The organism is Aquimarina sp. MMG015 (assembly GCF_018100855.1).
GTDB classification, from domain to species: Bacteria; Bacteroidota; Bacteroidia; order Flavobacteriales; family Flavobacteriaceae; genus Aquimarina; species Aquimarina latercula.
Window position 1 is genome coordinate 216,400 of sequence record NZ_JAGJEB010000006.1, and the last position, 25,248, is coordinate 241,647.

Below are 25,248 nucleotides of genomic sequence, written 5' to 3' on the forward strand. Positions count from 1 at the left end.
GTCATGAAATCACAAATTCTCATAGTAACTTTATTTTTATTTATAACTTTTAATCTTTCATCACAAGAAAAAGTATTGGTTTTTACTAAAACTAATGGTTTTACACATCCATCAATAGGTGCTGGTGTTACTATGATTCGAAATCTCGGGAATTCCAATGGACTTTGGGAAACTGATGATACTGATAATGCGAATGCATTTACGACATCAAATTTAGCTCAGTATAGTGCGGTTATATGGTGTAATACCAGTGGTAATAATTTATTAGATGCATCGCAACGTCAGGCTTTTGAAGATTTTATTGCTGCGGGAGGAGGCTTTTTAGGAATTCATGCGGCCACAGATACCTATAGAGACGGGAGTTGGACTTTTTATAATGAACTTGTTGGTGGGATAGTGCAATCTGGCCCTAATCATACGAGTAATAACTTTAATGCGGATATGACAGTAGTTAATTCACATCCTTCTGTAGATTTTTTAGGAAATGTAGGAGCTATTTGGAACAAGTCAGAGGAATATTATTACTGGAGAAACAATGGAGGACAGTTGTTTGATGGTAATATAGATTTATTGATGGTAGAGTCAACGGGACCCAATGACTATGATGAGGCTAGACCAATTTCTTGGTTTAAAGAATATGGTGGAGGACGTTCATTTTATACTGCATTAGGACATAATTCTAGTGACTATACTAATAATTCAGATTTTATTAAGCACATAGAAGAAGGTATAAAATATGTGATAGGTAATACATTAAGTATTGGAAGTTCAGAAGCAGAAATTCCGTTTCAGATTTCTCCAAATCCAGTAAGCGATATTATTAGATTTTCCACTTCTGATGTGGCTAAAGAAAAATCATTAATGATTTACACTATTAATGGACAGTTAGTATATAAAGGAAAAATACCATCAGATGTTGCTTCTACTAATATTAATGTAGAAAATTTATCTAATGGATTGTATATAGGTAATGTTGTGTCTAATGGATTACAAAGTAATTTTAAATTTATTAAAAGAAATTAAGGGATAACATAGTGACCTTTCCAATTAGCGTTTTCTTTTTTGAATACAACTTTAATATGATTTGGTCTTGTTAATCTTAAGTACTCCATTCGTACTGGAATAAGTTTTATTGCAGCAAAAAAATGTTTTCCTTCTAGGTAATTTATCTCATCAGGATTTTTGATTTCGACTCCTGGAGACAGCTCCGTTGTGTAATCTTTTTTGGATTTTGAAGGGATTTGGTTCCAGATAGTGTCTAAAGTCGTTTGATTACTTATAATTTCTGCTTTTGCCTTTATTGTAATTTGTAACAAACGATTTTGATCGTAAAATAAGAGACTGACTCTATCGTTTGCTTGGATATTTGCAATTTTTTTAGATCGTTCATCAGTGTATATGATCATGTTTAAGTTATCATCTATATCTCTTAAAACTACAGTCCGTAGTCTAGGTGTATTATTAAAATCAGAGGTGGCTAAGGTAAAATATCTAAAAGAGTGTTTGTTGTTTTTAATAGCTGTTTTTAAATCAACCACTACAGAAGAGAATATAATGTCAGTCATTATTTGTTAGGTTTTACGAATGTTTTAAAGTTAATCAATTTGTTAGCACAAGCTGTAAAAACATTCGACTAAAATTTACTTTAATTCATCTAGTTTGCCATACTTCCTTTTCCATCCAAGGAACACTTGTTTTTAGTATTTCTATATATTCACATGCTTTGATATGTGTATTTCCTTCGGCTTCCACGAAAGTAATGTTACATCCCAATTCTTTTGCTTCTGCGATTCGTTTTCTTATTCTTTTAATAGGGAAGAATTTGTCCTTTGTACCCTGTATTACATAAATCGGAATGTTAAGTTTTTCATCTACTTTACAACTGGACCCCATTAATATCATACCAGAAAAAATAGTAGAGTAATCTTTGGCGTATTGCCATCCAGCTATAGCTCCATTACTATAGCCTACTAATATGATTTTATCAGGGTCAATGGGCCAATTTTCTTTTGCGAGATCAATAAAATCTAAAATTCTTTTTTCTAGATAATCTAATGTCCACGTTCGCCAAGCACCAGAAGGGCTAAAAATAAACCCTCCAGCATCCTGTAACCCAGGAGTAACTAGGCAACTATTAAATTTAGTATAATTTTTACTTCCAACACCACCGTGTAAAACAATGAATAATGGAACTTTTTGGCCTTTAGTAATTGTTGGTATTGTAAGATCATATTTCCACTCCGATTCTTTGTCTTTTACTTTAAGAATGCTAATTCGATTTCCAGGAGTTAATGGGATTTCTCTAAACGATTTGGCATCAATACTGCTAACATAATTGGTATTTCCTCTGGTATCTAATCCACTTTTACAAGAAATAACTAAAATAAAGAAGAGAATATAAAAAAGACAGTATAAAATTGAAGATTTCATAGTTTTTCTATAAATATACTAAGTATGTGTCTATTATTTTTAAGAATTGATAGGGTGTTTATAAAATAACCGTGTAAGTTGAAAATTATCCCAGTTAGGATTTCGGGGGTTGTAATTTAATTTTATTTTTGCCTATGCAAAATAACAAGGTACTTATTTTAGACTTCGGGTCACAAGTAACGCAACTTATAGGACGCCGAGTAAGAGAACTCAATATTTATTCAGAAATACATCCGTATAATAAACCTCCAAAAAATATCAGTGATTATCATGCTGTAATTTTATCGGGTAGCCCACTTTCGGTAAGAGGTGAGGATGTTGCGCACCCAGATTTATCGGAGATACAAGGTAAAAAACCATTATTAGGTATTTGTTATGGTGCTCAATATTTAGCGCATTTTGGTGGTGGCCGTGTAGCAGAATCTAATACGAGAGAGTATGGTAGAGCTAATTTATCATATATAGGTAAAAATGAATTGTTTCAAAATATTTCTGAAGGTTCTCAGGTTTGGATGAGTCATAGTGATACTATTAAAGAATTGCCAACCAAATCAACTCTTCTAGCTAGTACTGAAGATGTAGAAAATGCAGCATTTAAAATTGAAGGAGAGGAAACTTATGCGATTCAATTTCATCCGGAAGTTTACCATTCTAAGGATGGGACGCAACTTTTAGAGAACTTTTTAGTGAACATAGCTGGAATAGCACAGGATTGGACTCCGGATTCTTTTGTAGAAGAAACGGTAAAAAACCTAAAAGAGCAATTAGGAAATGATAAGGTGGTTCTTGGATTGAGTGGTGGAGTAGATTCTACTGTTGCCGCAGTATTGCTTCATAAGGCTATTGGCAGTAATCTTCATTGTATTTTTGTTAATAATGGATTGCTTCGTAAGAACGAATTTACATCTGTACTACAGCAATATGAAGGTATGGGACTCAATGTAAAAGGAGTAGATGCTTCGGCACGCTTTTTGGATGCTCTAGCGGGAGAAAGTGACCCAGAAGGGAAAAGAAAAATAATTGGAAGAGTATTTATTGAAGTTTTTGATGATGAAGCTAACCAAATAGAAGATGCTAAGTGGTTGGCACAAGGAACAATATATCCAGATGTAATTGAGTCTGTTTCAGTAAGTGGAGGTCCATCTGCTACAATTAAATCGCATCACAACGTAGGAGGTTTACCTGATTTTATGAAGTTGAAAGTAGTTGAACCTTTAAAAATGTTATTTAAAGATGAGGTGCGAAGAGTTGGAGCTTCTATGGATCTTGATCCAGAATTGCTCGGGCGACACCCATTTCCTGGACCTGGATTAGCAATTCGAATTTTAGGAGACATTACTCCAGAAAAAGTTAGTATTTTGCAAGAGGTTGATGCTATTTTTATAAACGGACTAAAAGATAACGGACTGTATAATAAGGTATGGCAAGCTGGAGCAATTTTGTTACCAGTTCAAAGTGTAGGTGTTATGGGAGATGAGAGAACTTATGAGAAATGTGTAGCATTGAGAGCTGTAGAAAGTACAGATGGAATGACTGCTGATTGGGTAAATCTACCGTATGAGTTTTTGCAAAAAACATCAAATGAAATAATAAATAAGGTAAAAGGCGTTAATAGAGTAGTATATGATATTAGTTCAAAACCGCCTGCAACTATAGAGTGGGAGTAATATATTTTATATATTGACACTTTGATTCGTGAAGAATCAGATCCATTAAAATTAAATCGAATGAAAAAAGTATTGTTGTTCTTTTGTGTGCTTTTTATTACCAGTATTGGTTTTGCTCAGCAGTATAAAAGTCATAAAGTTGTTCAAGGAGAAAATGTATATAGAATTGCAAAACGATATAATACAACTCCTGAAGCAATTTATAAAATCAACCCTAATTCAAAAGATGGGATTAAGGAAGGTCAAATTCTAGCTATTCCTGTCACTAATGATGAAGAATATCAAATCCATGTGGTAGGAGAAGGGGATACCGTATTTAACCTTTCTCAAAAATATAACACTACACAAGAAGCAATTTACAATTTAAATCCAGATTCTGTAAATGGGATTAATCTCGGACAGATTTTAAGAGTTGCGGTAATAGAAAAATCTAAAGAAGAAAATACACCTACGGAAAATGTAAGTGATCCTGTTTTAGATAGTATCAAACCGTTAGAAGAAATACGTCAGATAGTTCGTTTTAAAACTCATAAGGTTAAAAGAAAAGAGACATTGACTGGTATTGCTAGGAAATATGATGTTACTATAAATGATATAAAAAAGCATAATAAAAGGTTATATTCTGAGCAAGTTCGAAAAAGGGATAAAATTAGAATACCTGTATATGCGAAAAAAGTGGTTACAGAAACGGATGTGCCTAAAGATTCTTTGAGTAGTAGAGTTTCTACCACTACTAAGTATATAGTGAAACCAAAAGAGACGAGATATAGAATTGCTAGAAGGCATGGTATTACAGTTGGAGAATTGGACCAATTAAATCCAGAGATGGATCCTAATTTTCCTATTGGAATGGAGATTTTGGTGCCAACAACCATATTCGTTCCCTTAAAAGAGATTATTGATACAGATAAGTTTGAATTGTATGAAGTAAAGCCTAAAGAAGGTTTTTTCAGTATTTTAAGAAAAACAAAAATTTCCTCGGATTCGTTGTTTAGCTTGAACCCTTATGCTAGAGATGGTCTGAAAAAAGGAATGATTCTTACTCTTCCTAAAATGGGTGAGGTGGATTCTCTAGCGATTGATTTTCCAGAAAAGAAAATAGTTCCGTTAGAGAACATGCTCTCAAATTTTAAAATGAAAAAACTTGCTGTAATGTTGCCATTTGGATTAGATACACTAGATCCAAATGAAAGACAAAAAACAGAAGATTTTTTGAGGAGTAGAAAAGCAAGAGGAACAAGAGTAGCTTTAGATTTTTATAAAGGAGTTCAGATTGCGGTTGATTCTGCTAAAAGTAGAGGGCTGAGTATTGATTTGACTGTTTTTGATACACAAAAGAATAATAATACAGGTCATATCAAACAGTTAATTGATCAAAATAGTTTTGATGAAATGGATGTTGTGATTGGCCCATTATATCAAGCTAATGTAGAGACTGTGGCTTCAGAATTAAAGAAGTATGATACTCCGGTGATTTCTCCAATTTCTAATAGAGAATCAAAATTATACAGTAATTTTTTCCAAACGATACCGACAGACATAATGCTTCAAGATAAACTGATTAATTATGTCGCTCAAGATTCTACGGATAAGAATATTGTTATTATCGTGCAACAAGGAAAAAAGAAGCATGAGGAAATAAAAAATAAATTGATTGCTAAATTTCCTGAAGCTAAGATAGCAAGAATAGAAGAAGGTAATTATGTATATGAAGTTCATCTTAATAAGGTATTGGCAAAGAACAAACCAAATTGGGTTTTTCTTGAGTCTGATGATGTAGCTATGATAAGTAATGTCACTCCTTTACTAAATGCAAAAGCAGAGAGTCATCAAATTACTTTATTCACTACGGATAAGCATAATGCTTTTGATGATGATAATATTAAAAATGAACATTTGTCTAAACTACATTTACACTATCCTTCTATCGATAAGGAATTTGATAATTATGATGAGACAAGAATGACTCCTTTTGTAGCGAGATATAAAAAAGAATATGGAACTATTCCTAGTAAATATGCGGTGAGAGGTTTTGATATTACATATGATATTTTAATGCGATTAGGTTCTGCAGATGATTTGTACCATGCAGCAACTTTTGAAGGTACAACAGAATATGTTGAGAATAAATTTAATTATGCTAAAAAGCTTTTAGGAGGCTATTATAACAAAGCTTCCTATATAATTAAATTCGATGATGAATTGAAGCTTACGGTAATAGAATAAAAATTATTTTGCCAATAATTAATTTTAAAGCTGATTTTAAAATCATTTTCTTTATTTTTAAATTCTGAACTATATTGTTTTAAAGATAAAACAGTTTCAAAAAGTGAATTTTAGTTTAGATTTTTAAGATATTTGAAGTCGTGGTATGGAAATTGATATACTTGATGTATATAGTTTTTATAGACTAAAATAAATTCGAAATTTTGGAAAAATTGTTTCAATTGGGATAGATATAAAATGTATATCTGAAGATAAATAAAATTATTTAAGCGAAAATTATCAATACTTAGCCCCGTATTGTATATTTTAGTTACTTGAATAAAAAAAAACAACAACTATTAGCCGGGCATAATTATTGCAATTATGGGTAAATTTTTTACTATTCTCTTAGTTTTAGTTTTTGCTAATCATGGATATGTAGAGCGTTTTTCTTATGCAGAAAAAAGTAAGTTAGATTGGTCGGATTTTAGGGGAGAACCTAAACTCGATAGTGATTTTGACGCTAGTGTCAATACAGGAATAACTTATCAATGGTCTATAAGTAAGGATTATGGGAAAATTGAATTAAAATATGAAGTGGACAGCTTTTGTTATCCATCACTATCGTGGGTGAAAAAAGGTCAGTCTACTAAATACCTTTTGTTACACGAACAACTCCATTTTGATATATCTGAATTGCATGCTAGAATAATGCGTAAAAAATTAAAAGAGTATAGACCTGGTAAAAACGTTCGTAAGGATCTTAATAAGATGTATAAGAGAGTGGAACGCATGAGAATCAATATGCAAGAGCAATATGATTTAGAAACGGATCATTCAAAAAATAAAGTAAATCAGAAGAAGTGGGAAGAGAAAGTAAAGAATTTGATGTGGTATTATAGAGCTTATTCAAAATAAATTTACACTTACTTAACTTTTAATGGATACTCAATCCCAGAAAGATTTTTTAGTTAAACTAGCCAATACCAAAATGCCTTTTGGTAAATATAAAGACCGATATCTTATTGACTTACCCGAGCATTATATTGTTTGGTATCATAATAAGGGTTTTCCCAAAGGTACTCTAGGTAAGCAGATGCAAATGGTTTACGAACTTAAGCTAAATGGTCTTGAGTACTTAATAAGAAATATCAGAAAACTTTAGAAAAGTATTTTTATAAAACCTCTGTAATTATTAGTGCCGTACACTATAGAATATTAGGTAAAAAAATGCAGCAAATTGATACTTGCTGCATTTTTTTGTGTAAGATTAAAATGTGCTATGAAGCAGTTGCTTCAGCCTTATTAAATATATTTACGTCTACCTGATTTTTGGTAAGATCTTCAAAAGTTTCATGTTTACGAATCAAATGTGCTTTGTTATTATGCCAAAGGACTTCTGCTGGACGAAAACGAGAATTATAATTACTGGCCATAGAGAAACAATAAGCACCGGCATTTTTAAAAGCGATAATGTCACCTTCTGTAATTTCAGAAATTCGTCTATTGGTGGCAAATGTATCCGTTTCACATATATATCCTACTATGGAATAAAAACGTTCTCTACCAGTCTGATTCGATACGTTAATAATTTCATGATGAGAATTGTAAAACATAGGTCTTATTAAATGGTTGAAACCACTATCAATTCCAGCAAAAACAGTAGAAGTAGTTTGTTTTACTACATTAACTTTGGCAAGAAAATATCCAGCTTCACTAACTAAAAATTTTCCTGGTTCGAAACCAAGAGTTAATTCTTTACCATATTCCTTACAAAAGGTATTAAAGCGTTTTGTTAGTTTTTTTCCAAATTCTTCTATATTAGTTTCAATATCTCCTTCTTTATAAGGAACCTTAAAACCACTACCAAAATCTATAAAGTCTAAATTCTTAAAGTTTTTAGCAGTTTCAAAAAGGATTTCACTAGCATATAAAAATACATCAACATCCAGAATGTCACTACCAGTGTGCATATGAATACCATTGATATTCATACCTGTGTTTTCTACAATTCTTAGAATATGTGGAATTTGATGGATAGATATTCCAAACTTACTATCAATATGACCTACTGAGATTTTGCTATTTCCTCCAGCCATAACATGGGGATTAATTCTAATACAAACAGGTACATCTGGATGTTTTGTTCCGAATTGTTCCAGTATAGATAGGTTGTCAATATTTATTTGCACACCCATTTCAGAAACTTCCTCAATCTCTTCTAAGGATACACCATTAGGAGTAAATATTATATTGGCTGGTTCTACACCTGCTAATAAACCTAATTTGACTTCTTGTATGGATACAGTGTCTAATCCAGCACCTAATGAATTCATTAGTTTTAAAATCGCAAGATTAGACAATGCCTTGACGGCATAGTTAAGTTTAACATGTTTCACCTGTTTAAAAGCGTTTGTTAGGCGTTCATATTGTGAAACAATTTTTTCGGAGTCATAAACGTATATAGGACTCCCAAATTCTTCTGCGATTGCTAATAAATTTGCGTTTTCCATGGTAATTAAATTAAGCTTACGAAATTACTATTTTTGCTATAGATTTCCTCTAAGCGCCGCGTAATTAGTATAAAATTATGTAATCCAAAAAAAAATAAGCTTCAAATAACGAATTTTTACTTTTTGAACAGATATCATACATATCATAGTGGTTTATTTAGTATTTTTAAATAAAAAAATGTTAGCACTCTTTCCTTTACAAATGGTTGTATATCCAGGCGAACGATTGCCTCTCCATATCTTTGAAAAGAGATATCAACAGTTGATTTCTGATTGTGAAGAGGAAGGTATCTCTTTTGGAGTGCCAACTTTTATTGATAAGAAGCTTGAATATGGTACCGAAGTTACTCTGCAAAAAGTAGAGAAAAGATATCCAGATGGAGGTAGCGATGTGGTATGTTTAGGTACTAGAGTATTTAAAATTGAAAGTTTTCTTCCCAAACTTCCGGGTAAATTATATGCTGGCGGTGAAGTACAATATTTGGAGGATAATGAAAATGGGATAGAAGAGTTACAAGAAGAATTATTAAAAAATATAGCAATTCTTTATGTAGAGCTCACTATAGAGAAACCTCCAATATTCAATATACCATTTATAAGTTACCAAGTAGCACATAAGGTAGGCTTAGCATTACATCAAGAATATCATTTGTTAAAGTTGAGAAGCGAATTAGAACGTCTTAATTATCTCATTGGGCATCTAAAAATTACAATTCCTGTAGTGAGGGAAATGAATAGGGCTAAAGAAGTAATTAAAATGAATGGACATTTTAAGAATTTTGACCCTTTAGATTTTGAAGATTTTAAATTATAAGTTATTCATAATTCGAATTCAACTAAATTTTTATGTTATTTTTTGAGATAATATAAGAGCTTCTGTTGTATAACTTTTTTTACCCGAAAAGATTGGCACAGTAACTTCACTTTTCCTATTTTTGGAACTCCTATTCAAAAGGCAAAAAATAAGACTATGAACTTACACGAATATCAGGGTAAAGAGATATTAAGTAGCTTTGGTGTGCGCATCCAGCGAGGTATTGTTGCACAGAATGCTAAAGAAGCAGTTGCTGCTGCAAAACAATTAACTGCAGAAACAGGTACTGGGTGGCATGTGATTAAGGCACAAGTACACGCCGGTGGTCGAGGAAAAGGTGGAGGTGTGAAACTTGCTAAAAACCTTCAAGAAGTTGAAGATATTGCAGGACAGATCATTGGGATGAATTTGATAACTCCTCAAACATCTGCTGAAGGAAAAAAAGTACACCAAGTATTAGTTGCAGAAGATGTGTATTATCCTGGAGATAGTGAACCAGACGAATTTTATGTTTCTGTATTATTAAATCGTACTACAGGTCGTAATATGGTTATGTATTCTACAGAAGGTGGAATGGATATCGAAACGGTTGCCGAGGAAACTCCGCATTTAATATTTACAGAAGAAATAGATCCTGCAGTAGGGTTATTACCTTTTCAGGCAAGACGTGTAGCATTTAACTTAGGTTTAAGTGGTGTTGCGTTTAAAGAAATGACCAAGTTTGTGATGGCATTATATACTGCGTATGTGAAATCTGATTCTTCAATGTTTGAAATCAATCCTGTTTTAAAAACAAGTGATGATAAGATCATGGCAGTTGATGCTAAGGTTACTATTGATGATAATGCATTATATCGACATAAGAACTATGTGGATATGAGAGATATTCGCGAAGAAAATCCAATCGAAGTTGAAGCGAACGAAGTAGGACTGAACTATGTAGATCTAGATGGTAATGTTGGATGTATGGTAAATGGTGCTGGTCTTGCAATGGCAACAATGGATTTAATTAAGCAAGCTGGTGGAGAACCTGCAAATTTCCTTGATGTTGGAGGTACAGCAGATGCTAAACGTGTAGAAGAAGCTTTTAGAATTATTCTTAAGGATGAGAACGTAAAAGCAATTTTGATCAATATCTTTGGAGGAATTGTTCGTTGTGACCGAGTAGCACAAGGAGTAGTTGATGCCTATAAAAATATGGGTGATGCTATTAATGTTCCTATTATAGTTCGTTTGCAAGGTACCAACGCAGATATTGCTAAAGAATTAATAGATAATAGTGGATTAGATGTACAGAGTGCAGTGCAGTTCCAAGAAGCTGCTGATAAAGTACAAGCAGTACTTGCATAATTTATATAAATAAATTTATACAATATTTTGAAGCGATCCATTATTTGGATCGCTTCTTTTTTTTAGATAAAAACATACTGTTATGAATAGGGAAGTAGGAAAAATAGTTGAAAAATTAAATATGAAGTCACATCCTGAAGGAGGGTTTTATAAAGAGACATATAGAAGTAAAGGAGTTATTCCTAAAGATGTTTTAGCTGAAGAGTTCTCTGGAGATAGGAACTATTGTACGGGGATTTATTTTTTATTGACATCAGATAATTTTTCCGCATTTCATAAAATAAAACAAGATGAAATGTGGCATTATTATTCAGGGAGTTCATTATATGTACATGTAATAACTCCAGAAGGAAAATATATCAAGCATGCCGTAGGAATGAATTTAGATCAAGGAGAATCACCACAATTAGTTGTTCCTGCTAACAGTTGGTTCGCATCAAGTGTAAAAGATGATGAAGGGTATTCTTTTGTTGGATGTACTGTGTCGCCGGGATTTGATTTTGATGATTTTGAGTTAGCAGAAAAAAACTTTTTAATAAAACAGTATCCAGATCACGCGGGAACAATTTCAAAATATACACGTCAGTAACTTTATTAAGTTAAAAATGAAATCTTTTTTAAGTTTTGGTTGTTAAATAGTCTGAATTTAAATTAGAAGAAAACACTAGTTAAAGCTATTGAAAGGATTATAAATTGTGTACTTTTATTTAATTGTCATAAAATTGATTATAACAAGTTTTTATAGATGTATGAGATAGTTACTTGATATACTTTTTTATAACCATTATTAGAATATTATAAATACAAGAAATAAAAATATGATACCTGAAATAGAGAAGTCGTTAAACGATCAAGTACAGTATGAAGCTACGGCATCTGCACAATATCTCTCAATGGCTTGTTGGGCAGATGTAAATGGTTACAATGGAATAGCAGATTTTTTTTATACACAATCAGAAGAGGAACGTGTGCATATGACCAAATTAGTCAAATTCATAAATGAAAGAAATGGAGAAGCTGTAATTCCTGCTATAGAAAAACCTAGAAATGATTTTAAATCATTAAGAGAATTGTTCGAAATTTTCTTGGAAAGTGAAGAGTTTGTAACTGCACAAATTAATAATGTTATTTTTCAATGTTTAGAACATAAGGATTATAATGTACATAATTTTATGCAGTGGTATGTAGCAGAACAATTAGAAGAAGAAGCTGTAGCAAGAACATTATTAGATAAATTAAAGATTATTGGTGATGATAAATCAGGACACTATTTGTTCGATAGAGATATCAATACTTTTCAGATAAGTAATTCGCAAGAAGAGTAGATAACTATTTGTTAATAAGTCATTAAATAAAAATAAAAGATTCTTTTTTTGAGAATCTTTTTTTTATATTTTTGCGCTTTATTTAGATTCAATAAAAATTAAATAATAGTGCAGAGTTCTGATATCCCATCTTTATATTCACCTTGTGCTTCATTAAATTGTGAAGCTAGTTGTGGAGGCAAAAAGAAAAAGTGTTGTAAAAAATACAAGAAAAAAGGTAAATCTAATTGCAAAAGATGTCCAAAACTTTAGATGGACTTTAAAGTATATAAATTCTATATAAGCACGCAATAGCGTGTTTTTTTGTTTTTAATCAGAAAGAAGATGTTTATCTATATTTTTTAATATAGTTTATCTAAATGTTGTTAAATAGAGTTTAGTGAGTTAGTTCTTTTTGAGAAATGAAATATAAATGAAAATTTATGAACTAAAAGATTGATAGATCCTTGGGGTTTTGCCAATCTTTTTTAGATTTGTATATCTCCCAGATTGTTAGTTTTACCAGCCTACATACAACTAGTTTTTTTATGATAAGATATGTAGTATTATTTTGTGTATTTATTACAAGTGTAGTAACCGCACAAGAGAGTGAGTTTAATAAATTACTTGAGCAGTTTAATGAACAGAATAAAGAAATTCCAATCGATCTGGCTTTAAAATATTTTGATTTTAAATCTACAGAAAGAGCAAATGCTTTATTGACAGGAAAAGTAATTGTTAAGACCGATAATTATGTTATCCTGTCAACTATAATGAGCTGCAATGTAGGAGTAAGTTGCGAGCAATCTTCTATAACATCATTTACTCCTTTTGGTGATAGGGTTAATACTATTTCATTCGAGAGAAAAATAGCTGATTGTTCTTTTGATGATTCAAGGATGTCAGTTTTCGTATCCAATAATTTGTTAGTTTTTAAGGAGGTTAGAGAAAAATTGGATTGCATCGGAGATGGTAAACAAATTGGAATAAAAATGTGGTTAGAATTTCAACCAATAAAAGAAGATGGGACTTTTTCTAAACCTTATACAGATTTAAAAGCAGTAGAAAGGGAAAATTATATATTTTCTCATCGAGTTTTTACTGCAGAGGAGTTAAATAGTAAAACTGAAGAAGAATTAGCAATTATTAAAAATGAGATTTTTGCTTCGCACGGATATATGTTTACTAAAAAGAAGTGGCAGGATTATTTCGAATCTAAATCTTGGTATTTGCCTTCAGATACTGATGCAGCTGATAAGTTAACTGCTATAGAAAGAAAGAATGTGGAATTAATTTTGAGTCTTATACAATGAGATCACTCTTATTAATGATTTTCTTGTTATGTTCTGCATTATCTTTTGGTAAGGTAAGAACGATTCATGTTTTTGTAGCCCTTTGCGATAACCTTAATCAAGGTATTGTTCCTGTGCCAAAAGCCGTTGGAAATGGTCAGGACCCTAAAAATAACCTCTATTGGGGAGCTGGGTATGGTGTAAAAACATTTTTTAATCGCAAAACAAAAGATTGGCAACTAGTTAGAGCTATTCCATCTAAGGATCCCTATATTTTAGAAAGATTATTGTTTAAACATGTTAGTAAGGATGTTTATATGTTAGCAGACGCTTATGACGGTGCTAGAATCAAACAAAGTATAGAACACTTTTTGAAATCATCTAATGGACAGATGCCTTTGCAAATTGCTCAAAAAAATATGACTTTAGATTTTGGAGGAGGAGCTGATTTATTGGCGTATGTTGGTCATGATGGTTTGATGGATTTTAGTGTGGATGTCAGTTATAAAGAATCTGTTGCTAATCCTAAGAATGTTATCATTCTGGCATGTTATAGCAAAAGTTATTTCTCTCCAGAAATTAAAAAAGCTAAAGCAATTCCTGTGTTATGGACCACCCATTTGATGGCACCAGAAGCATATACATTAAAAGCAGCAATAGACGGATGGATTAGGAATGAATCTGGTAAACAGATTGATGAAAGAGCTGCACAATCATATCATAAATATCAAAAATGTGGTATTAGGGGAGCTAGAAATTTATTTACTACCGGTTTTTAAATTCTGAGTATTCCGCCGTTTTATTATAGACTTAAAACTGTACGGTAAACCACTAAAAACATTTCCCTTTTTTCAGGGGATTGATTCTTTTCTATTAGTTATATCTTTGAGTATAATAGGGTAGAAGATGTTTTGTTTTTTAACAAGACTCTTTTTTTGCCTATATTTCTAATATGAATGTAACTACGTTATGTTCATTTTATAACTAAACAACCATGGCTGACAATCAAAAGTATATTAATGATTTGCTTGAAAAAATAGCAATTCTATCTAATAAACAAGAGGTCTTTCGTAGAGAAATTTTGAATCTTAAAAATGAGGTTCTTCTTTTTAAAAATGAAGAGGAACAAAAGAACGTTGAAGTAACCGAAGATACGATAACTACTCCTGTTATTGAACCAGTTTTAAAAGAGGTAGAAGATAAAGCTGAAATAAAAGAGCCTTTATTACAAAAACAACCAGAGGTGTCATTTTCTCAGCCTAAGGTTAAGCGAGATGAAAAGCCAAAAGGGAAGTCTAATTTAGAAAAGTTTATTGGAGAGAATCTTATAAGTAAGATAGGAGTTATTATTCTGATTATAGGAGTTGCTATTGGTGCAAAATATTCTATAGATAATGAACTCATTAGTCCATTAACACGAATTATATTGGGATATCTTACCGGAATCGGTTTGATCGGTGTAGGCATGAAGCTAAAAAAGAAGTATGAGAATTTTAGTGCTGTTTTGGTAAGTGGAGCAATGGCTATATTATATTTTATTACTTTTCTTGCTTATAGTTTATATGGTCTTATCCCACAAATGTTTACGTTTGGATTAATGGTAATATTTACGATTTTCACGGTATTTGCAGCCATACAGTATAATAAACAGGTCATAGCACATATTGGACTAGTTGGCGCTTATGCAGTTCCATTTTTATTAAGTGATGGATCAGGAAAAGTAGCCGTTTTATTTAGTTATATGGCGATTATTAATGTAGGGATCTTAATCATATCTTTTAAAAAGTACTGGAAACTTTTATATTATTCTTCCTTCATACTTACGTGGTTAATTTATTTTAGTTGGTATGTAATGGATTATGAAACGGAGGTTCATTTTGGATTAGCTTTTACCTTTTTGTTAGTGTTTTTTATCACATTTTATTTCATGTTCCTTGTATATAAATTGAATAGAAAAGAAAAATTTGGTACAGGTGATGTTATACTTCAGTTGATTAATGCATTTGTTTTTTATGGAATTGGTTTTTCTATGTTGAGTAACCATGAAATTGGATCACAGTTATTAGGCGTATTTACTTTAGCAAATGCAATAGTACATTTTATTGTTAGTGTAATAATCTATAGATTAAAATTAGCGGATCGAAATTTATTTTACTTTAGTTCTGGAATGGTATTGGTTTTTATCAGTATTGCATTTCCAGTTCAGTTAGACGGAAATTGGGTAACCTTGCTTTGGGCTGCTGAAGCAGCATTGTTATTTTGGATAGGAAGGACTAAAAAAGTACCTATTTATGAAAAACTAGCATATCCAGTTATTGCCTTAACATTTTTTAGCTTAATTCAGGATTGGTGGATGTATTATGCAGAATATGCCTATATGCCTGGTACTGATGAAATTTCGGTAATTCCGTTTTTGAATATTTCGGTACTTACCTCACTATTGTGTGCGGCCTCTTTTGGATATATTCTCTTTTTGCATCGTAGTGAGAATCATCCTTTTCCTTGGTTAAAATATAAGACTTGGTATCAGTTAATCTCCCTTTGGATATCAGCGATGTTTCTGTTTGTCTTGTATATGACTTTTTTCTTAGAGATTATTGATTATTGGGGTAGTTTAGATAGTAATCAAGAAGATTTTATGGGAATTTGGTTAATTAATTACACCTTAGCTTTCTTATCAATTTTATCTTTTGTAAATATTAAAAAGATTAAGAATGTAGTTTTTGGTTATATTAATATTGCGCTCAATATGTTTGCATTATTGATGTTTTTAACTACTGGATTGTATTTGTTGAGTGAATTGCGAGAAAGTTATTTGGACCCTACACTTTTAGAAACAGGTGAAGCAGGATTGTATCATATCGGTATTCGATATATTTCATTGGCATTTTGTGTTTTATTATTAATAGCTAGTTATAAATATGTTAGACAAGGTTTTCTAAAAGGCGTTTTTACAATTGTCTTTGATGTGGTTCTGCAAATTGCTATAATCTGGTTATTGAGTAGTGAATTAATCCATTGGTTAGATATTGCTGGTTATACTTCTTCTGATAAATTAGGACTAAGTATTCTTTGGGGGATATATTCTTTGTTATTGATCGTTATAGGATTTTGGAAGAAAATAAAACATATACGAATAATAGCTTTTATACTTTTTGGAGTCACACTCATAAAATTGTTTTTATATGATATAGCGCATTTAAACACGATTTCTAAAACAATTGTATTTGTATCACTAGGTTTATTATTGCTTATTATTTCTTTCTTATATAATAAATACAAACATATTATTACAGATGAGGTTAAAGATTAATATTGTACAATTGTTATTGTTCTTAATTTGTTTACAAACTTATGCCCAAATTGATAAGTATACCTACAAAAAAGAATTATTGAATGTGTCGGATGATTGGCATGCCATCGTATTACCGAATGAGATTTTTAAAAATGTATCTTCTGACCTTTCAGATATACGAATTTATGGGATTACTAAGGGAAATGATACTGTAGAGGCGCCATATCTTTTAGAACAAAAGAAGCCTAAAATATCAAGTAAAAATATCGGATTTAAATATGTTAATAAATCTACTACGGATAAAGGCTCATATATCACTTTTAAAGTTACGTTAGATGCTATAATTAATCAAGTTCAGTTATCTTTTGAACAAGACAATTTTGATAGATTCATAAAGGTAGAAGGGAGTCAAAACCTAAAAGATTGGTATACTGTTGTAGATGATTATCGTGTGTTGTCTGTTAACAATGAATTGACGAAGTATTCATTTACAACCCTAAAGTTCCCTGACTCTAAGTATACATATTATAGAGTTTTTGTTAAAGGTAAAGACGCACCTGATATAAAAAAGGCTGAGATTACCTTAAAAGAAAAACAAAGAGGTAGTTACAAGAAGTTTACTGTTAAATCAACGGAAATTGTAGAACAAAATAAAAATACAATAATTACTATTGATTTAGGAATGCCTGTTCCTGTAAGTCATATAAAAATTAAGACTAAGAATACTTTCGATTATTACAGGCCTTTTCGAGTGAAATATCTTAGAGATAGTATTCAGAGAGAAAGCGGATGGAAATATAATTATCAAAATATTACCTCAGGAGTTCTAAATTCTATTGAAGAAAACGAATTTAACTTTTATAGCACAATTACTAATAAGATAAAAATAATTGTTAATAATCAGGATAATGAACCATTAGATATTGATGAGGTTGTAGTTAAAGGTTTTGATTATGAGTTGATTACTAGGTTTAGTACTTCTGCTAATTATTTTCTGACTTATGGTAATGAAGATGTGAATAAACCATCCTACGATCTTCAGTACATGAAAGAAAGAGTTCCAGGAAAATTAGTAAAACTTCAATTAGGACCAGAACAAATAATACCTAAAAACCAAGAGAAAACTGTGGAACCACTCTTTAAAAATAAAGTTTGGTTGTGGGCTATAATGCTTATTGTTATTGCTTTGTTAGGAGGTTTCACACTGATGATGATGAAAAAAAAGTAATTTTTTAAAGAAATTGTCCAAATCTTTATAACCACTTCGTCATAGGATCATATAAACCATAAATAAATTATAGTATGAAACAATTTATGTTACTTTTTAAAGGTGGAGACGACGTTTGGGATGCAAAATCCGAAGAAGAACAAAATGCACACATGGAAAAGTGGATGCAATGGATTGGGCAAATGGCAGAAGAAGAAAAATATGTTGGAGGAGAACGCCTTTATCCTGCAGTAAAAACAATTCATCCTGGAGGAACAAAAATTACTGACAGGTCTTTTGCCGAGGCTAAAGAATTAGTCGGAGGTTATATTACCGTATTAGCAGAAACATTGGATGAAGCTACAGAAATGGCAAAAGGATGTCCAGGATTACTGTGGGAGTCATCTGTAGAAGTCAGAGAAGTTTGGCCAGACGATGTTTAATTTAAAAGATAGGAGATGAAAGAGTTTTTGATGCTAATTAGAGGAGGACAAGAACAATATAGTTCGGTGTCTCCGAGTGAAATGCAAAAGCATATGGAACAATGGCAAGAATGGATGGGTGGATTAGCTAAAGAAGAGAGATTGTTAGGAGGGCAGCCTTTAATAAGTGAAGGAAATACATTGTTAGAAGGAGGCAAGAAAGTTATGGATAGACCATTTGCAGAAGGAAAGGAGCTAGTAGGAGGATATCTTCTGATTAAAGCGGATTCTTTAGATCAGGCAACTACGATAGCTAAAGGTTGTCCAAGTTTTGAATATGATTGTAGTGTAGAAATTCGCGAAATCGCTCCATTAGAGCAATAGTATAAGTTGGAGTCAGAAGATCACATAGATAATACGTTAAACCATCTTTTTAGACAAGAATCTGGAAAGATGGTTGCTGTTTTAATTAAAATTTTCGGTACGGAAAATATTGAAATGGCAGAGGATGTAGTACAAGACGCATTGGTAAGTGCTCTAGAAACATGGAAATATAGAGGAGTACCTGATAATCCCAAGGCTTGGTTGTATAGAACTGCAAGGAATAAAGCAATCGATATTTTAAGGAAGAAAAAACACAGTAAAACTATTGATTTTTCGGATCCCGAACGTAAGTTGTTAACCTCAGAATATACATTAACAAGTACGATGGATAATTTTTGGAAAGAACAGTATATACAAGATGATTTTTTAGCAATGATGTATGCTTGTTGTCATCCAGATATTTCTCCAGAAAATCAAATTACTTTTATTCTAAAGTCCCTTTGTGGATTTAGTACAAAAGAAGTTGCAAGATCTTTTCTAACCTCAGAAGATACTATTTCTAAAAGATTATATAGAACTAAAGAATATTTTAGAAAACGAAAAATACGTCCTAAAATACCATTACCCGAAGAGATTATTGATAAAACTAAAACAGTAATAAGTACTATATATTTAATGTTTAATGAGGGGTATAATGCTACTCACGATGATAATTTGGTGAGGAAAGATGTAATTTTTCAAGCGATTTGGTTGTGTAAATCTTTATTAGATCACGAACAAACACAATTATCGGAAGTATATGCGTTGATGGCATTAATGTTATTTCATACTTCTCGTGTGGATAGTCGTATTAATGAATATGGTGAGTTGATACTGTTATCAGATCAAGATAGAGATTTATGGAATAAGGAATTAATCTCTCAAGGAAACAAGTATTTAAATCAATCGGCTTTTGGAGAATCTTTATCTACCTATCATCTCGAAGCTGCTATTGCTTATCAACATTGTATTTCTGAAAGTTATACAAAAACAAATTGGAAAGAAATATTAGTATATTACGATTTACTTTTAAAAATAGATAGCGACCCAATTGTTTTTTTAAATAGGAGTTTAGTTGTTTTAGAACTTTTTGGAGCTGAAGAAGCACTAAGAACTATTAAGGAAATAGAAGATCATAAATTGGTTAGTAATTATTACCTCTATTATGCGATCTTAGGCGAAATTCATGAGCGTATGATAAATCCAAACAATGCTGTGGATTATTATCAAAAAGCAATAAAACTTACGCAATCAAGACCTGAACGACGTTTACTTAAGCGAAAAATAGCAAGGATTCTTAACTAAGAAAACAATATTTCCTATTTATTATTGGCAATTCTTCATGGATTCATAATAAGCACGATACGCTTCATAACTTACTTTTTTTCGACCTTTCTCTAGAACAATTGTGTTTTGATTAGAGAATTCCGAAAAAGGAATTGTCTTTTTAGGAAAGCCATCTATCACTATTTCCATATAACTATTGGTAGTAATTTTATTGGTGTCAATTTCTATTTTAAACTTACCATCATAATCCGAAAATGCGTATGCACAAGATTCATCTGATAATTGTAGCTTTACAACTGCAATAGGAACAACAGAACCATCAGGTTTTTTTATAGTACCTTCAATAGCTTTAATGCCTACATTACTAGTCGATGTTTCAGAAATTTGGTGTGTAATATTAGGATTAACTTCTGTAGTGGTATTACCAGAAAGATCTTCAATTGTCCAGTTATCCAGTTTTTTTCCTTTTTTGTAAGTGCCTTTTACAATTACACCTGATGCATCTTGCCTCCAATAATCACCGTGCTTCTTTCCATTTTTATAGTTAATTTTTTCTTTAGAACCACTTTTTGTAACGTTCCATAGGCCTACTTTTTCACCTTTTTCGTAATATCCTTCTTCAGTAAAAGTAAAACCATTATCAGAGTTATAGTAGTAGCCGTTTCTTTCGTTGTCTTCATAGTTTTCTACCGTAGATAAATCTAGAGAACCTTTTTTTCTAAAAATCAAAAAATGAACCCATTCTCCGTGTTTTTTCCCTTTTTTGTATTCAATTTTATGAATACCAATAACTTTTTTATCCTTTAACTCTCTTACGTAGTATTTACCATCAAGTTCATTTTCTTTATTAATCTCCAGAAGTTCATTATACTCTTCTTTACTAAGTTCTATGTATCCTCCTTCGATAGGAGTTTGCCCCTTGACTATAAAAGAAAATAATAATACGAAAGTGAAGACAATGTGTGATTTTTTCATCCTTATTACCGATTGTATTTGTTTAATTTAATTCTCCCAAACTGTACTACTAAAGTTAAGTTATTTTTGTTGTTTTTCAAATAATTTGCAGTATTCAGAGTTTGTTTTTAATTATAAATCAAAGACAGTACCAATTTGTTACCTAGTTTAAATAATTTTAAAAGAAAAAATCAGTAGATCCCATTCATTGTATAGAGAAGTTGTTTTTTTCGATACTAAATTAATACCTAATAAACAATCAAAGGTATTACCGTAAATGAGATATGATTATTATTTGTAGCTTTACAAGTAACGAAGACATGCCATTTTGTAATAGTTTTATGTGGCATCATCTTTGCAAACCATTAAATAATTAATATAAATTTTTACAATGAACAAAGGAACAGTAAAGTTCTTTAATGATGCCAAAGGTTTTGGTTTCATTACAGAAGAAGGTTCGAACAAAGAACATTTTGTACACATTTCAGGATTAGTAGATGAAATTCGTGAAGGTGATGTAGTAGAGTTTGATCTACAAGAAGGAAAAAAGGGGTTAAACGCAGTAAATGTAAAAGTAATTTAATACATACTACATAACTTTTTTAATCAATAAGCCTATCAATTTTGATAGGCTTATTTGTTTTCGAAGTTTAACAACTAATATGTGCAATTTGCCAATAGTTCTGGTTTAATTACCAGAGATTACCAGATTACTTTTATATCTTACTTTCTTATCTCCTTATAGCATATCCACAAGAAGACGGTAAGTCTTTTATAAAATTCATCATAAGCTTAAAATTCAATCTAAAGTGTGTTTGTAAAAATCTCATAGTCTTTTCCCTTTTTATAATATAACGCTTGTTAGAATAAGATACCCTACCACTGTTGTATTCTTTTTATTATAGTGTTTCTAATGAAGTATAAGAATAATAAAGCCTATGATGTAATCTATAAGATGCAAATCATGCTAAAAACACAAAGTTTTTTAATTAGGTGTAACAATTTATGATCAAGTGCATCAAAGAAGAAATCAAAAACAAAACGTAATGAAAAACGTGAAAATCACATTTGCTTTCTTCTTGCTAATTAATCTTGCATTTAGTCAAGCTCCAGCTATTACAATAGACCTATCAGGAAATGGAACCCCAATTATATTTTTGCCTGGTTTTACAACACCAGGATCAGTTTGGGAGGAAACAATAACTCATTTAGAAGGTAATTATCAAAATCATGTAGTATCCTATGCAGGATTTGATGGTAATACCCCTATTGCTATGCCTTGGTATGATACTATAAAAAAAGAATTGATTACATATGTTAAAGAAAATAAGTTAACAGATGTAATTATTATTGGACATAGTATGGGAGGTAATTTAGCAATTGATATTGCAGCCTCATTACCTAATTCCATAAAAGATTTAATTCTGGTGGATTCAATACCTTGTATGCGTGAATTAATGATGCCTGGTGTATCAGAAACCCAGATCCAATACGATAGTCCATATAATAAACAAATGTTATCTATGAATGAAGAACAGTTTACCCAAACAGCTTTGATGATGGCTCAAAATATGACTAATAAAAAGGAGAAAGTAAATACATTGTTAGACTGGATACAAACAGCAGATCGAGAAACATATGTGTATGGTTATACAGATTTATTAAAATTAGACTTGAGAAAAGTATTGGATAGAATAACTGCAAAAACTCTAATCGTTGGAGCGGCTTTTCCAACTATTGAAACAGCAAAAGCAAATTATGAAAAACAATATGCGCAGCTATCTAATAAGCGTATAGAGATGATACCTGATAGTAAGCATTTTATTATGTTTGATCAACCAGAATTGCTTTATGAAAAGATAAATGAATTTTTAACTAATGAGTAAAGAGAAGCCACAACTTTTTGAAACAATATATAATGATTGTTATCCAATGGTATTGCAGATGTGTTTAGGTTATATGAAAGGAGATGAGAGTTTGGCCCATGATTTAACCCAAGAAGTATTTATTAATATTTGGAATGCATTGGATAAATTTAAGGGTATATCATCTCATAAAACCTGGGTGTACAGAATTACAGTTAATTCATGCTTACAACATATTAGAAAAGAGAAAAACAAAAAACAAGTGTCTATTGATACGGTAGCACATATGATTGAGGATGATAATCAGGAGGTTAATACAGGAGAAAATAAGAGTTTATATACAGCAATAGGTAAGCTGGAAGAGATAGATCGTTTGCTAATCATGATGGTTTTAGAAGGCCAGGATTATGATAGTATTTCAGAAATAATGGGGATAAAGCCAACCAATGTAAGAGTTAAGATCCATAGAATAAAGAAGAGATTAAAAAAAATATTAGATCATGAGTAATGAATTTGAAGCATTGCAGAGTCAATGGAAAGAAAATAAGAATAGTATTAAACGTAATTCACCGAATTCAGATGAGATGTTTTCCTCAATAAATAAAAAGAAAAGTTGGAGTACTCGTTTTCATTATGGAAATATTATTATACTATCATTAGTTTTGATAGGGATTGTAGCTTTTTTCTATTTTATAGCTCCTGTTCAGGAGCTGTTGAGTAGAGTTGGGGCTGGATGTATGATTGGAGGTTTATTTATAAGAATCGTAATTGAAATCATAAGTGTATCTAAGGCAAAAAAGATCAATATGACTGACAATGCTTTACAAACGACTAACGATACAATTGCATTCTATAATTTTAGAAAAAAGATTCACGGGCCAGTTACCGTCGGAATTATAGTTTTATATACTATTGGTTTTTATATGATCACTCCAGAGTTTAGTTTGTATTTTAAAATGTGGCAGATGATTTTGATTGATGTGTCTTATATTATTGGTGCGATAATTCCTTATATAGCTGTTCGAAAAAACATCAGAAAAGAAATACATGTTTTATTAGAGATTATTGAGTTAAAGAGAACAATAACAAGGGAGGTTAAATAATATATTTGAGAAATCAATTTATAATATAGATAAGTCGACCATCCATATGGTCGGCTACTTTTCCGTAAGCAATTAAAGAAGCTCCAATGGTCCAGCGCTTAGATTTTCCAATGCTATACCAAAACGAATATCGTTGATATAACCAATTTGGTTGAATGTTTCTAGGTCTAGTAATATAAAATCCAAATTGCTGTAGGAAATAAAAATCTCCTATTGAGAAATGGTGGCCAACTGTTATTGACGATGAAAATACGGAATCATTAATATCCTCTTGTTTTGCAATCTCTCGATCAGAAAAATCATACCAAAATTCTATACCGGCATTTAGCCCATTAATTCCAGATATTGGTTGTAGAATTCCTCCCGTGATTCCGATTAAAAGATGATTCGAAGCTTCAGCTTCTCGATCAGAGGATCTTAAACTAACAAATGAACCTAGGTAATAATCAATAGATGTTTCATAAGACTTTAAGGATTTTGGTTTTTTCTTTAATTGAGTGTTATTAATGACTTTATCAATCCCTATAGAAAAAGTTGGAAAATTCATTCCTTTATTCGGTTGCTTTTGACCGCCATTAGAGATGTGATTGTAATTTGCGGAAAGGTTAACTGCATAATTATCATTAATATGATAATTTAGATTTAGAGATAATGCTAGGTAAAAACTAAAATGGGTGCTAAATAATAGATTTTCTGGGTTGGTTTCTTGATCAAATATTTGATCAAGGTATGTAGCCCCTAAAGATCCTCTTAGCGAAAATTTTAGAGGTCCTTTATACGTAAAATAAGGTTCTACAAAGTATATAAGATTGTATGAGTTACCCAGGATGTTTGGGTTGGCATAGTTGAAATAAGCAAATGCAAATCCACTTCTTCCGTAACAGAAACAGGTTTTCCAGGCTTTGTCGGTGGTTTTTAACCAACTATATTCTAACTGCAATCCATAAGGATTTGTTTGCGAAATCGGTTTTAATTCCGGCGAATGCGCGATGATAAAACCGTAATGGGATTTTGCCCCAAAAAAAGTAGGATTCACTTGGGCTCCTATCGAGGTGTAGATCAATATGCTGAATAAGATTAATGTAATCTTTTCCATTGTTAATCAGTGTGTTATTAAATTTACTGAAAATTATTAACGGTTTAAATTCAATTTGATACTTTATTTTAGTTTTCATAA

The 25,248-nt window shown here is 31.3% G+C and carries 25 protein-coding genes; 20 read left to right on the top strand and 5 right to left on the bottom strand.

What is annotated here, in order from left to right:
• The first annotated feature begins 3 nt into the window (after positions 1 to 3).
• The gene (locus J8L88_RS13270; protein ID WP_211060955.1) at positions 4 to 1,023 is read left to right on the top strand and encodes a ThuA domain-containing protein; all 1,020 of its coding nucleotides are present in this window, start codon (positions 4 to 6) and stop codon (positions 1,021 to 1,023) included.
• On the opposite strand, the gene J8L88_RS13275 is transcribed toward J8L88_RS13270, so the two are convergent.
• Together J8L88_RS13275 and J8L88_RS13280 are read right to left on the bottom strand one after the other, a co-directional pair.
• Positions 1,020 to 1,565, bottom strand: a complete 546-nt coding sequence (locus tag J8L88_RS13275) for a pyridoxamine 5'-phosphate oxidase family protein (RefSeq protein ID WP_211060956.1) — start codon at positions 1,563 to 1,565, stop codon at positions 1,020 to 1,022. The two genes, J8L88_RS13270 and J8L88_RS13275, sit on opposite strands and share 4 nt — an antisense overlap.
• A gap of 85 nt (positions 1,566 to 1,650) precedes the next feature.
• Positions 1,651 to 2,430 (bottom strand): dienelactone hydrolase family protein, encoded by a 780-nt coding sequence (locus J8L88_RS13280; protein ID WP_211060957.1) that lies wholly within the window; start codon positions 2,428 to 2,430, stop codon positions 1,651 to 1,653.
• A gap of 134 nt (positions 2,431 to 2,564) precedes the next feature.
• Between J8L88_RS13280 and guaA the strand changes: the two genes are divergently transcribed.
• The 4 genes from guaA (at position 2,565) to J8L88_RS13300 (ending at position 7,467) form a co-directional block, all read left to right on the top strand.
• Complete coding sequence (gene guaA, locus J8L88_RS13285; RefSeq protein ID WP_027395546.1) at positions 2,565 to 4,097, top strand: glutamine-hydrolyzing GMP synthase; 1,533 nt, start codon at positions 2,565 to 2,567, stop codon at positions 4,095 to 4,097.
• 60 nt (positions 4,098 to 4,157) lie between these two features.
• Positions 4,158 to 6,323, top strand: coding sequence for a LysM peptidoglycan-binding domain-containing protein (locus J8L88_RS13290; protein WP_211060958.1), 2,166 nt, complete (start codon positions 4,158 to 4,160; stop codon positions 6,321 to 6,323).
• Positions 6,324 to 6,686: 363 nt separating this feature from the next.
• Positions 6,687 to 7,220, top strand: a complete 534-nt coding sequence (locus J8L88_RS13295) for a DUF922 domain-containing protein (protein ID WP_035086693.1) — start codon at positions 6,687 to 6,689, stop codon at positions 7,218 to 7,220.
• Positions 7,221 to 7,242: 22 nt separating this feature from the next.
• Positions 7,243 to 7,467, top strand: a complete 225-nt coding sequence (locus tag J8L88_RS13300) for a DUF3820 family protein (RefSeq protein ID WP_027395549.1) — start codon at positions 7,243 to 7,245, stop codon at positions 7,465 to 7,467.
• A gap of 115 nt (positions 7,468 to 7,582) precedes the next feature.
• On the opposite strand, the gene lysA is transcribed toward J8L88_RS13300, so the two are convergent.
• On the bottom strand, positions 7,583 to 8,815 hold the full coding sequence (lysA, locus tag J8L88_RS13305; RefSeq protein ID WP_118386803.1) for a diaminopimelate decarboxylase: 1,233 nt from the start codon (positions 8,813 to 8,815) through the stop codon (positions 7,583 to 7,585).
• 178 nt (positions 8,816 to 8,993) lie between these two features.
• On the opposite strand from lysA, the gene J8L88_RS13310 reads away from it, so the two are divergent.
• From J8L88_RS13310 to J8L88_RS13360, 11 genes are all read left to right on the top strand, one after another.
• The gene (locus J8L88_RS13310) at positions 8,994 to 9,629 is read left to right on the top strand and encodes an LON peptidase substrate-binding domain-containing protein (protein WP_027395551.1); all 636 of its coding nucleotides are present in this window, start codon (positions 8,994 to 8,996) and stop codon (positions 9,627 to 9,629) included.
• 156 nt (positions 9,630 to 9,785) lie between these two features.
• Positions 9,786 to 10,979, top strand: a complete 1,194-nt coding sequence (gene sucC / locus J8L88_RS13315) for an ADP-forming succinate--CoA ligase subunit beta (protein ID WP_027395552.1) — start codon at positions 9,786 to 9,788, stop codon at positions 10,977 to 10,979.
• 82 nt (positions 10,980 to 11,061) lie between these two features.
• A complete protein-coding gene (locus tag J8L88_RS13320; protein WP_027395553.1) occupies positions 11,062 to 11,568 on the top strand; it encodes a cupin domain-containing protein in 507 nt (168 codons plus the stop codon).
• A 229-nt stretch (positions 11,569 to 11,797) separates the two neighbouring features.
• The gene (locus J8L88_RS13325) at positions 11,798 to 12,304 is read left to right on the top strand and encodes a ferritin (RefSeq protein ID WP_027395554.1); all 507 of its coding nucleotides are present in this window, start codon (positions 11,798 to 11,800) and stop codon (positions 12,302 to 12,304) included.
• 527 nt (positions 12,305 to 12,831) lie between these two features.
• A complete protein-coding gene (locus tag J8L88_RS13330; protein ID WP_118386802.1) occupies positions 12,832 to 13,596 on the top strand; it encodes a YARHG domain-containing protein in 765 nt (254 codons plus the stop codon).
• Positions 13,593 to 14,354: a hypothetical protein gene (locus J8L88_RS13335; RefSeq protein ID WP_211060959.1), complete on the top strand. Its 762-nt coding sequence runs from the start codon at positions 13,593 to 13,595 to the stop codon at positions 14,352 to 14,354. Before J8L88_RS13330 ends, J8L88_RS13335 begins: the two co-directional genes overlap by 4 nt.
• A 215-nt stretch (positions 14,355 to 14,569) precedes the next feature.
• The gene (locus tag J8L88_RS13340) at positions 14,570 to 16,888 is read left to right on the top strand and encodes a DUF2339 domain-containing protein (protein WP_211060960.1); all 2,319 of its coding nucleotides are present in this window, start codon (positions 14,570 to 14,572) and stop codon (positions 16,886 to 16,888) included.
• The gene (locus J8L88_RS13345; protein WP_211060961.1) at positions 16,872 to 18,098 is read left to right on the top strand and encodes a DUF3999 family protein; all 1,227 of its coding nucleotides are present in this window, start codon (positions 16,872 to 16,874) and stop codon (positions 18,096 to 18,098) included. The genes J8L88_RS13340 and J8L88_RS13345 overlap by 17 nt, the downstream gene beginning before the upstream one ends.
• 74 nt (positions 18,099 to 18,172) lie before the next feature.
• Positions 18,173 to 18,520, top strand: a complete 348-nt coding sequence (locus J8L88_RS13350; protein WP_027395559.1) for a YciI family protein — start codon at positions 18,173 to 18,175, stop codon at positions 18,518 to 18,520.
• A gap of 15 nt (positions 18,521 to 18,535) precedes the next feature.
• Positions 18,536 to 18,883 (top strand): YciI family protein, encoded by a 348-nt coding sequence (locus J8L88_RS13355; RefSeq protein WP_118386798.1) that lies wholly within the window; start codon positions 18,536 to 18,538, stop codon positions 18,881 to 18,883.
• Between the two features lie 6 nt (positions 18,884 to 18,889).
• Entirely contained in the window at positions 18,890 to 20,167 is a 1,278-nt protein-coding gene (locus J8L88_RS13360; protein ID WP_118386797.1) for an RNA polymerase sigma factor, read from the top strand.
• Between the two features lie 21 nt (positions 20,168 to 20,188).
• On the opposite strand, the gene J8L88_RS13365 is transcribed toward J8L88_RS13360, so the two are convergent.
• Entirely contained in the window at positions 20,189 to 21,124 is a 936-nt protein-coding gene (locus J8L88_RS13365) for a hypothetical protein (protein WP_027395562.1), read from the bottom strand.
• Between the two features lie 370 nt (positions 21,125 to 21,494).
• Between J8L88_RS13365 and J8L88_RS13370 the strand changes: the two genes are divergently transcribed.
• The 4 genes from J8L88_RS13370 (at position 21,495) to J8L88_RS13385 (ending at position 24,071) form a co-directional block, all read left to right on the top strand.
• Positions 21,495 to 21,686, top strand: coding sequence for a cold-shock protein (locus J8L88_RS13370; RefSeq protein ID WP_027395563.1), 192 nt, complete (start codon positions 21,495 to 21,497; stop codon positions 21,684 to 21,686).
• 463 nt (positions 21,687 to 22,149) lie between these two features.
• Positions 22,150 to 22,989, top strand: a complete 840-nt coding sequence (locus tag J8L88_RS13375) for an alpha/beta fold hydrolase (RefSeq protein WP_118386795.1) — start codon at positions 22,150 to 22,152, stop codon at positions 22,987 to 22,989.
• The gene (locus J8L88_RS13380; RefSeq protein WP_027395565.1) at positions 22,982 to 23,476 is read left to right on the top strand and encodes an RNA polymerase sigma factor; all 495 of its coding nucleotides are present in this window, start codon (positions 22,982 to 22,984) and stop codon (positions 23,474 to 23,476) included. The genes J8L88_RS13375 and J8L88_RS13380 overlap by 8 nt, the downstream gene beginning before the upstream one ends.
• On the top strand, positions 23,469 to 24,071 hold the full coding sequence (locus tag J8L88_RS13385) for a hypothetical protein (protein WP_027395566.1): 603 nt from the start codon (positions 23,469 to 23,471) through the stop codon (positions 24,069 to 24,071). Before J8L88_RS13380 ends, J8L88_RS13385 begins: the two co-directional genes overlap by 8 nt.
• A 13-nt stretch (positions 24,072 to 24,084) precedes the next feature.
• Here J8L88_RS13385 and J8L88_RS13390 read toward each other — a convergent pair whose 3' ends face one another.
• Entirely contained in the window at positions 24,085 to 25,167 is a 1,083-nt protein-coding gene (locus tag J8L88_RS13390; protein WP_211060962.1) for an acyloxyacyl hydrolase, read from the bottom strand.
• Positions 25,168 to 25,248: the final 81 nt, after the last annotated feature.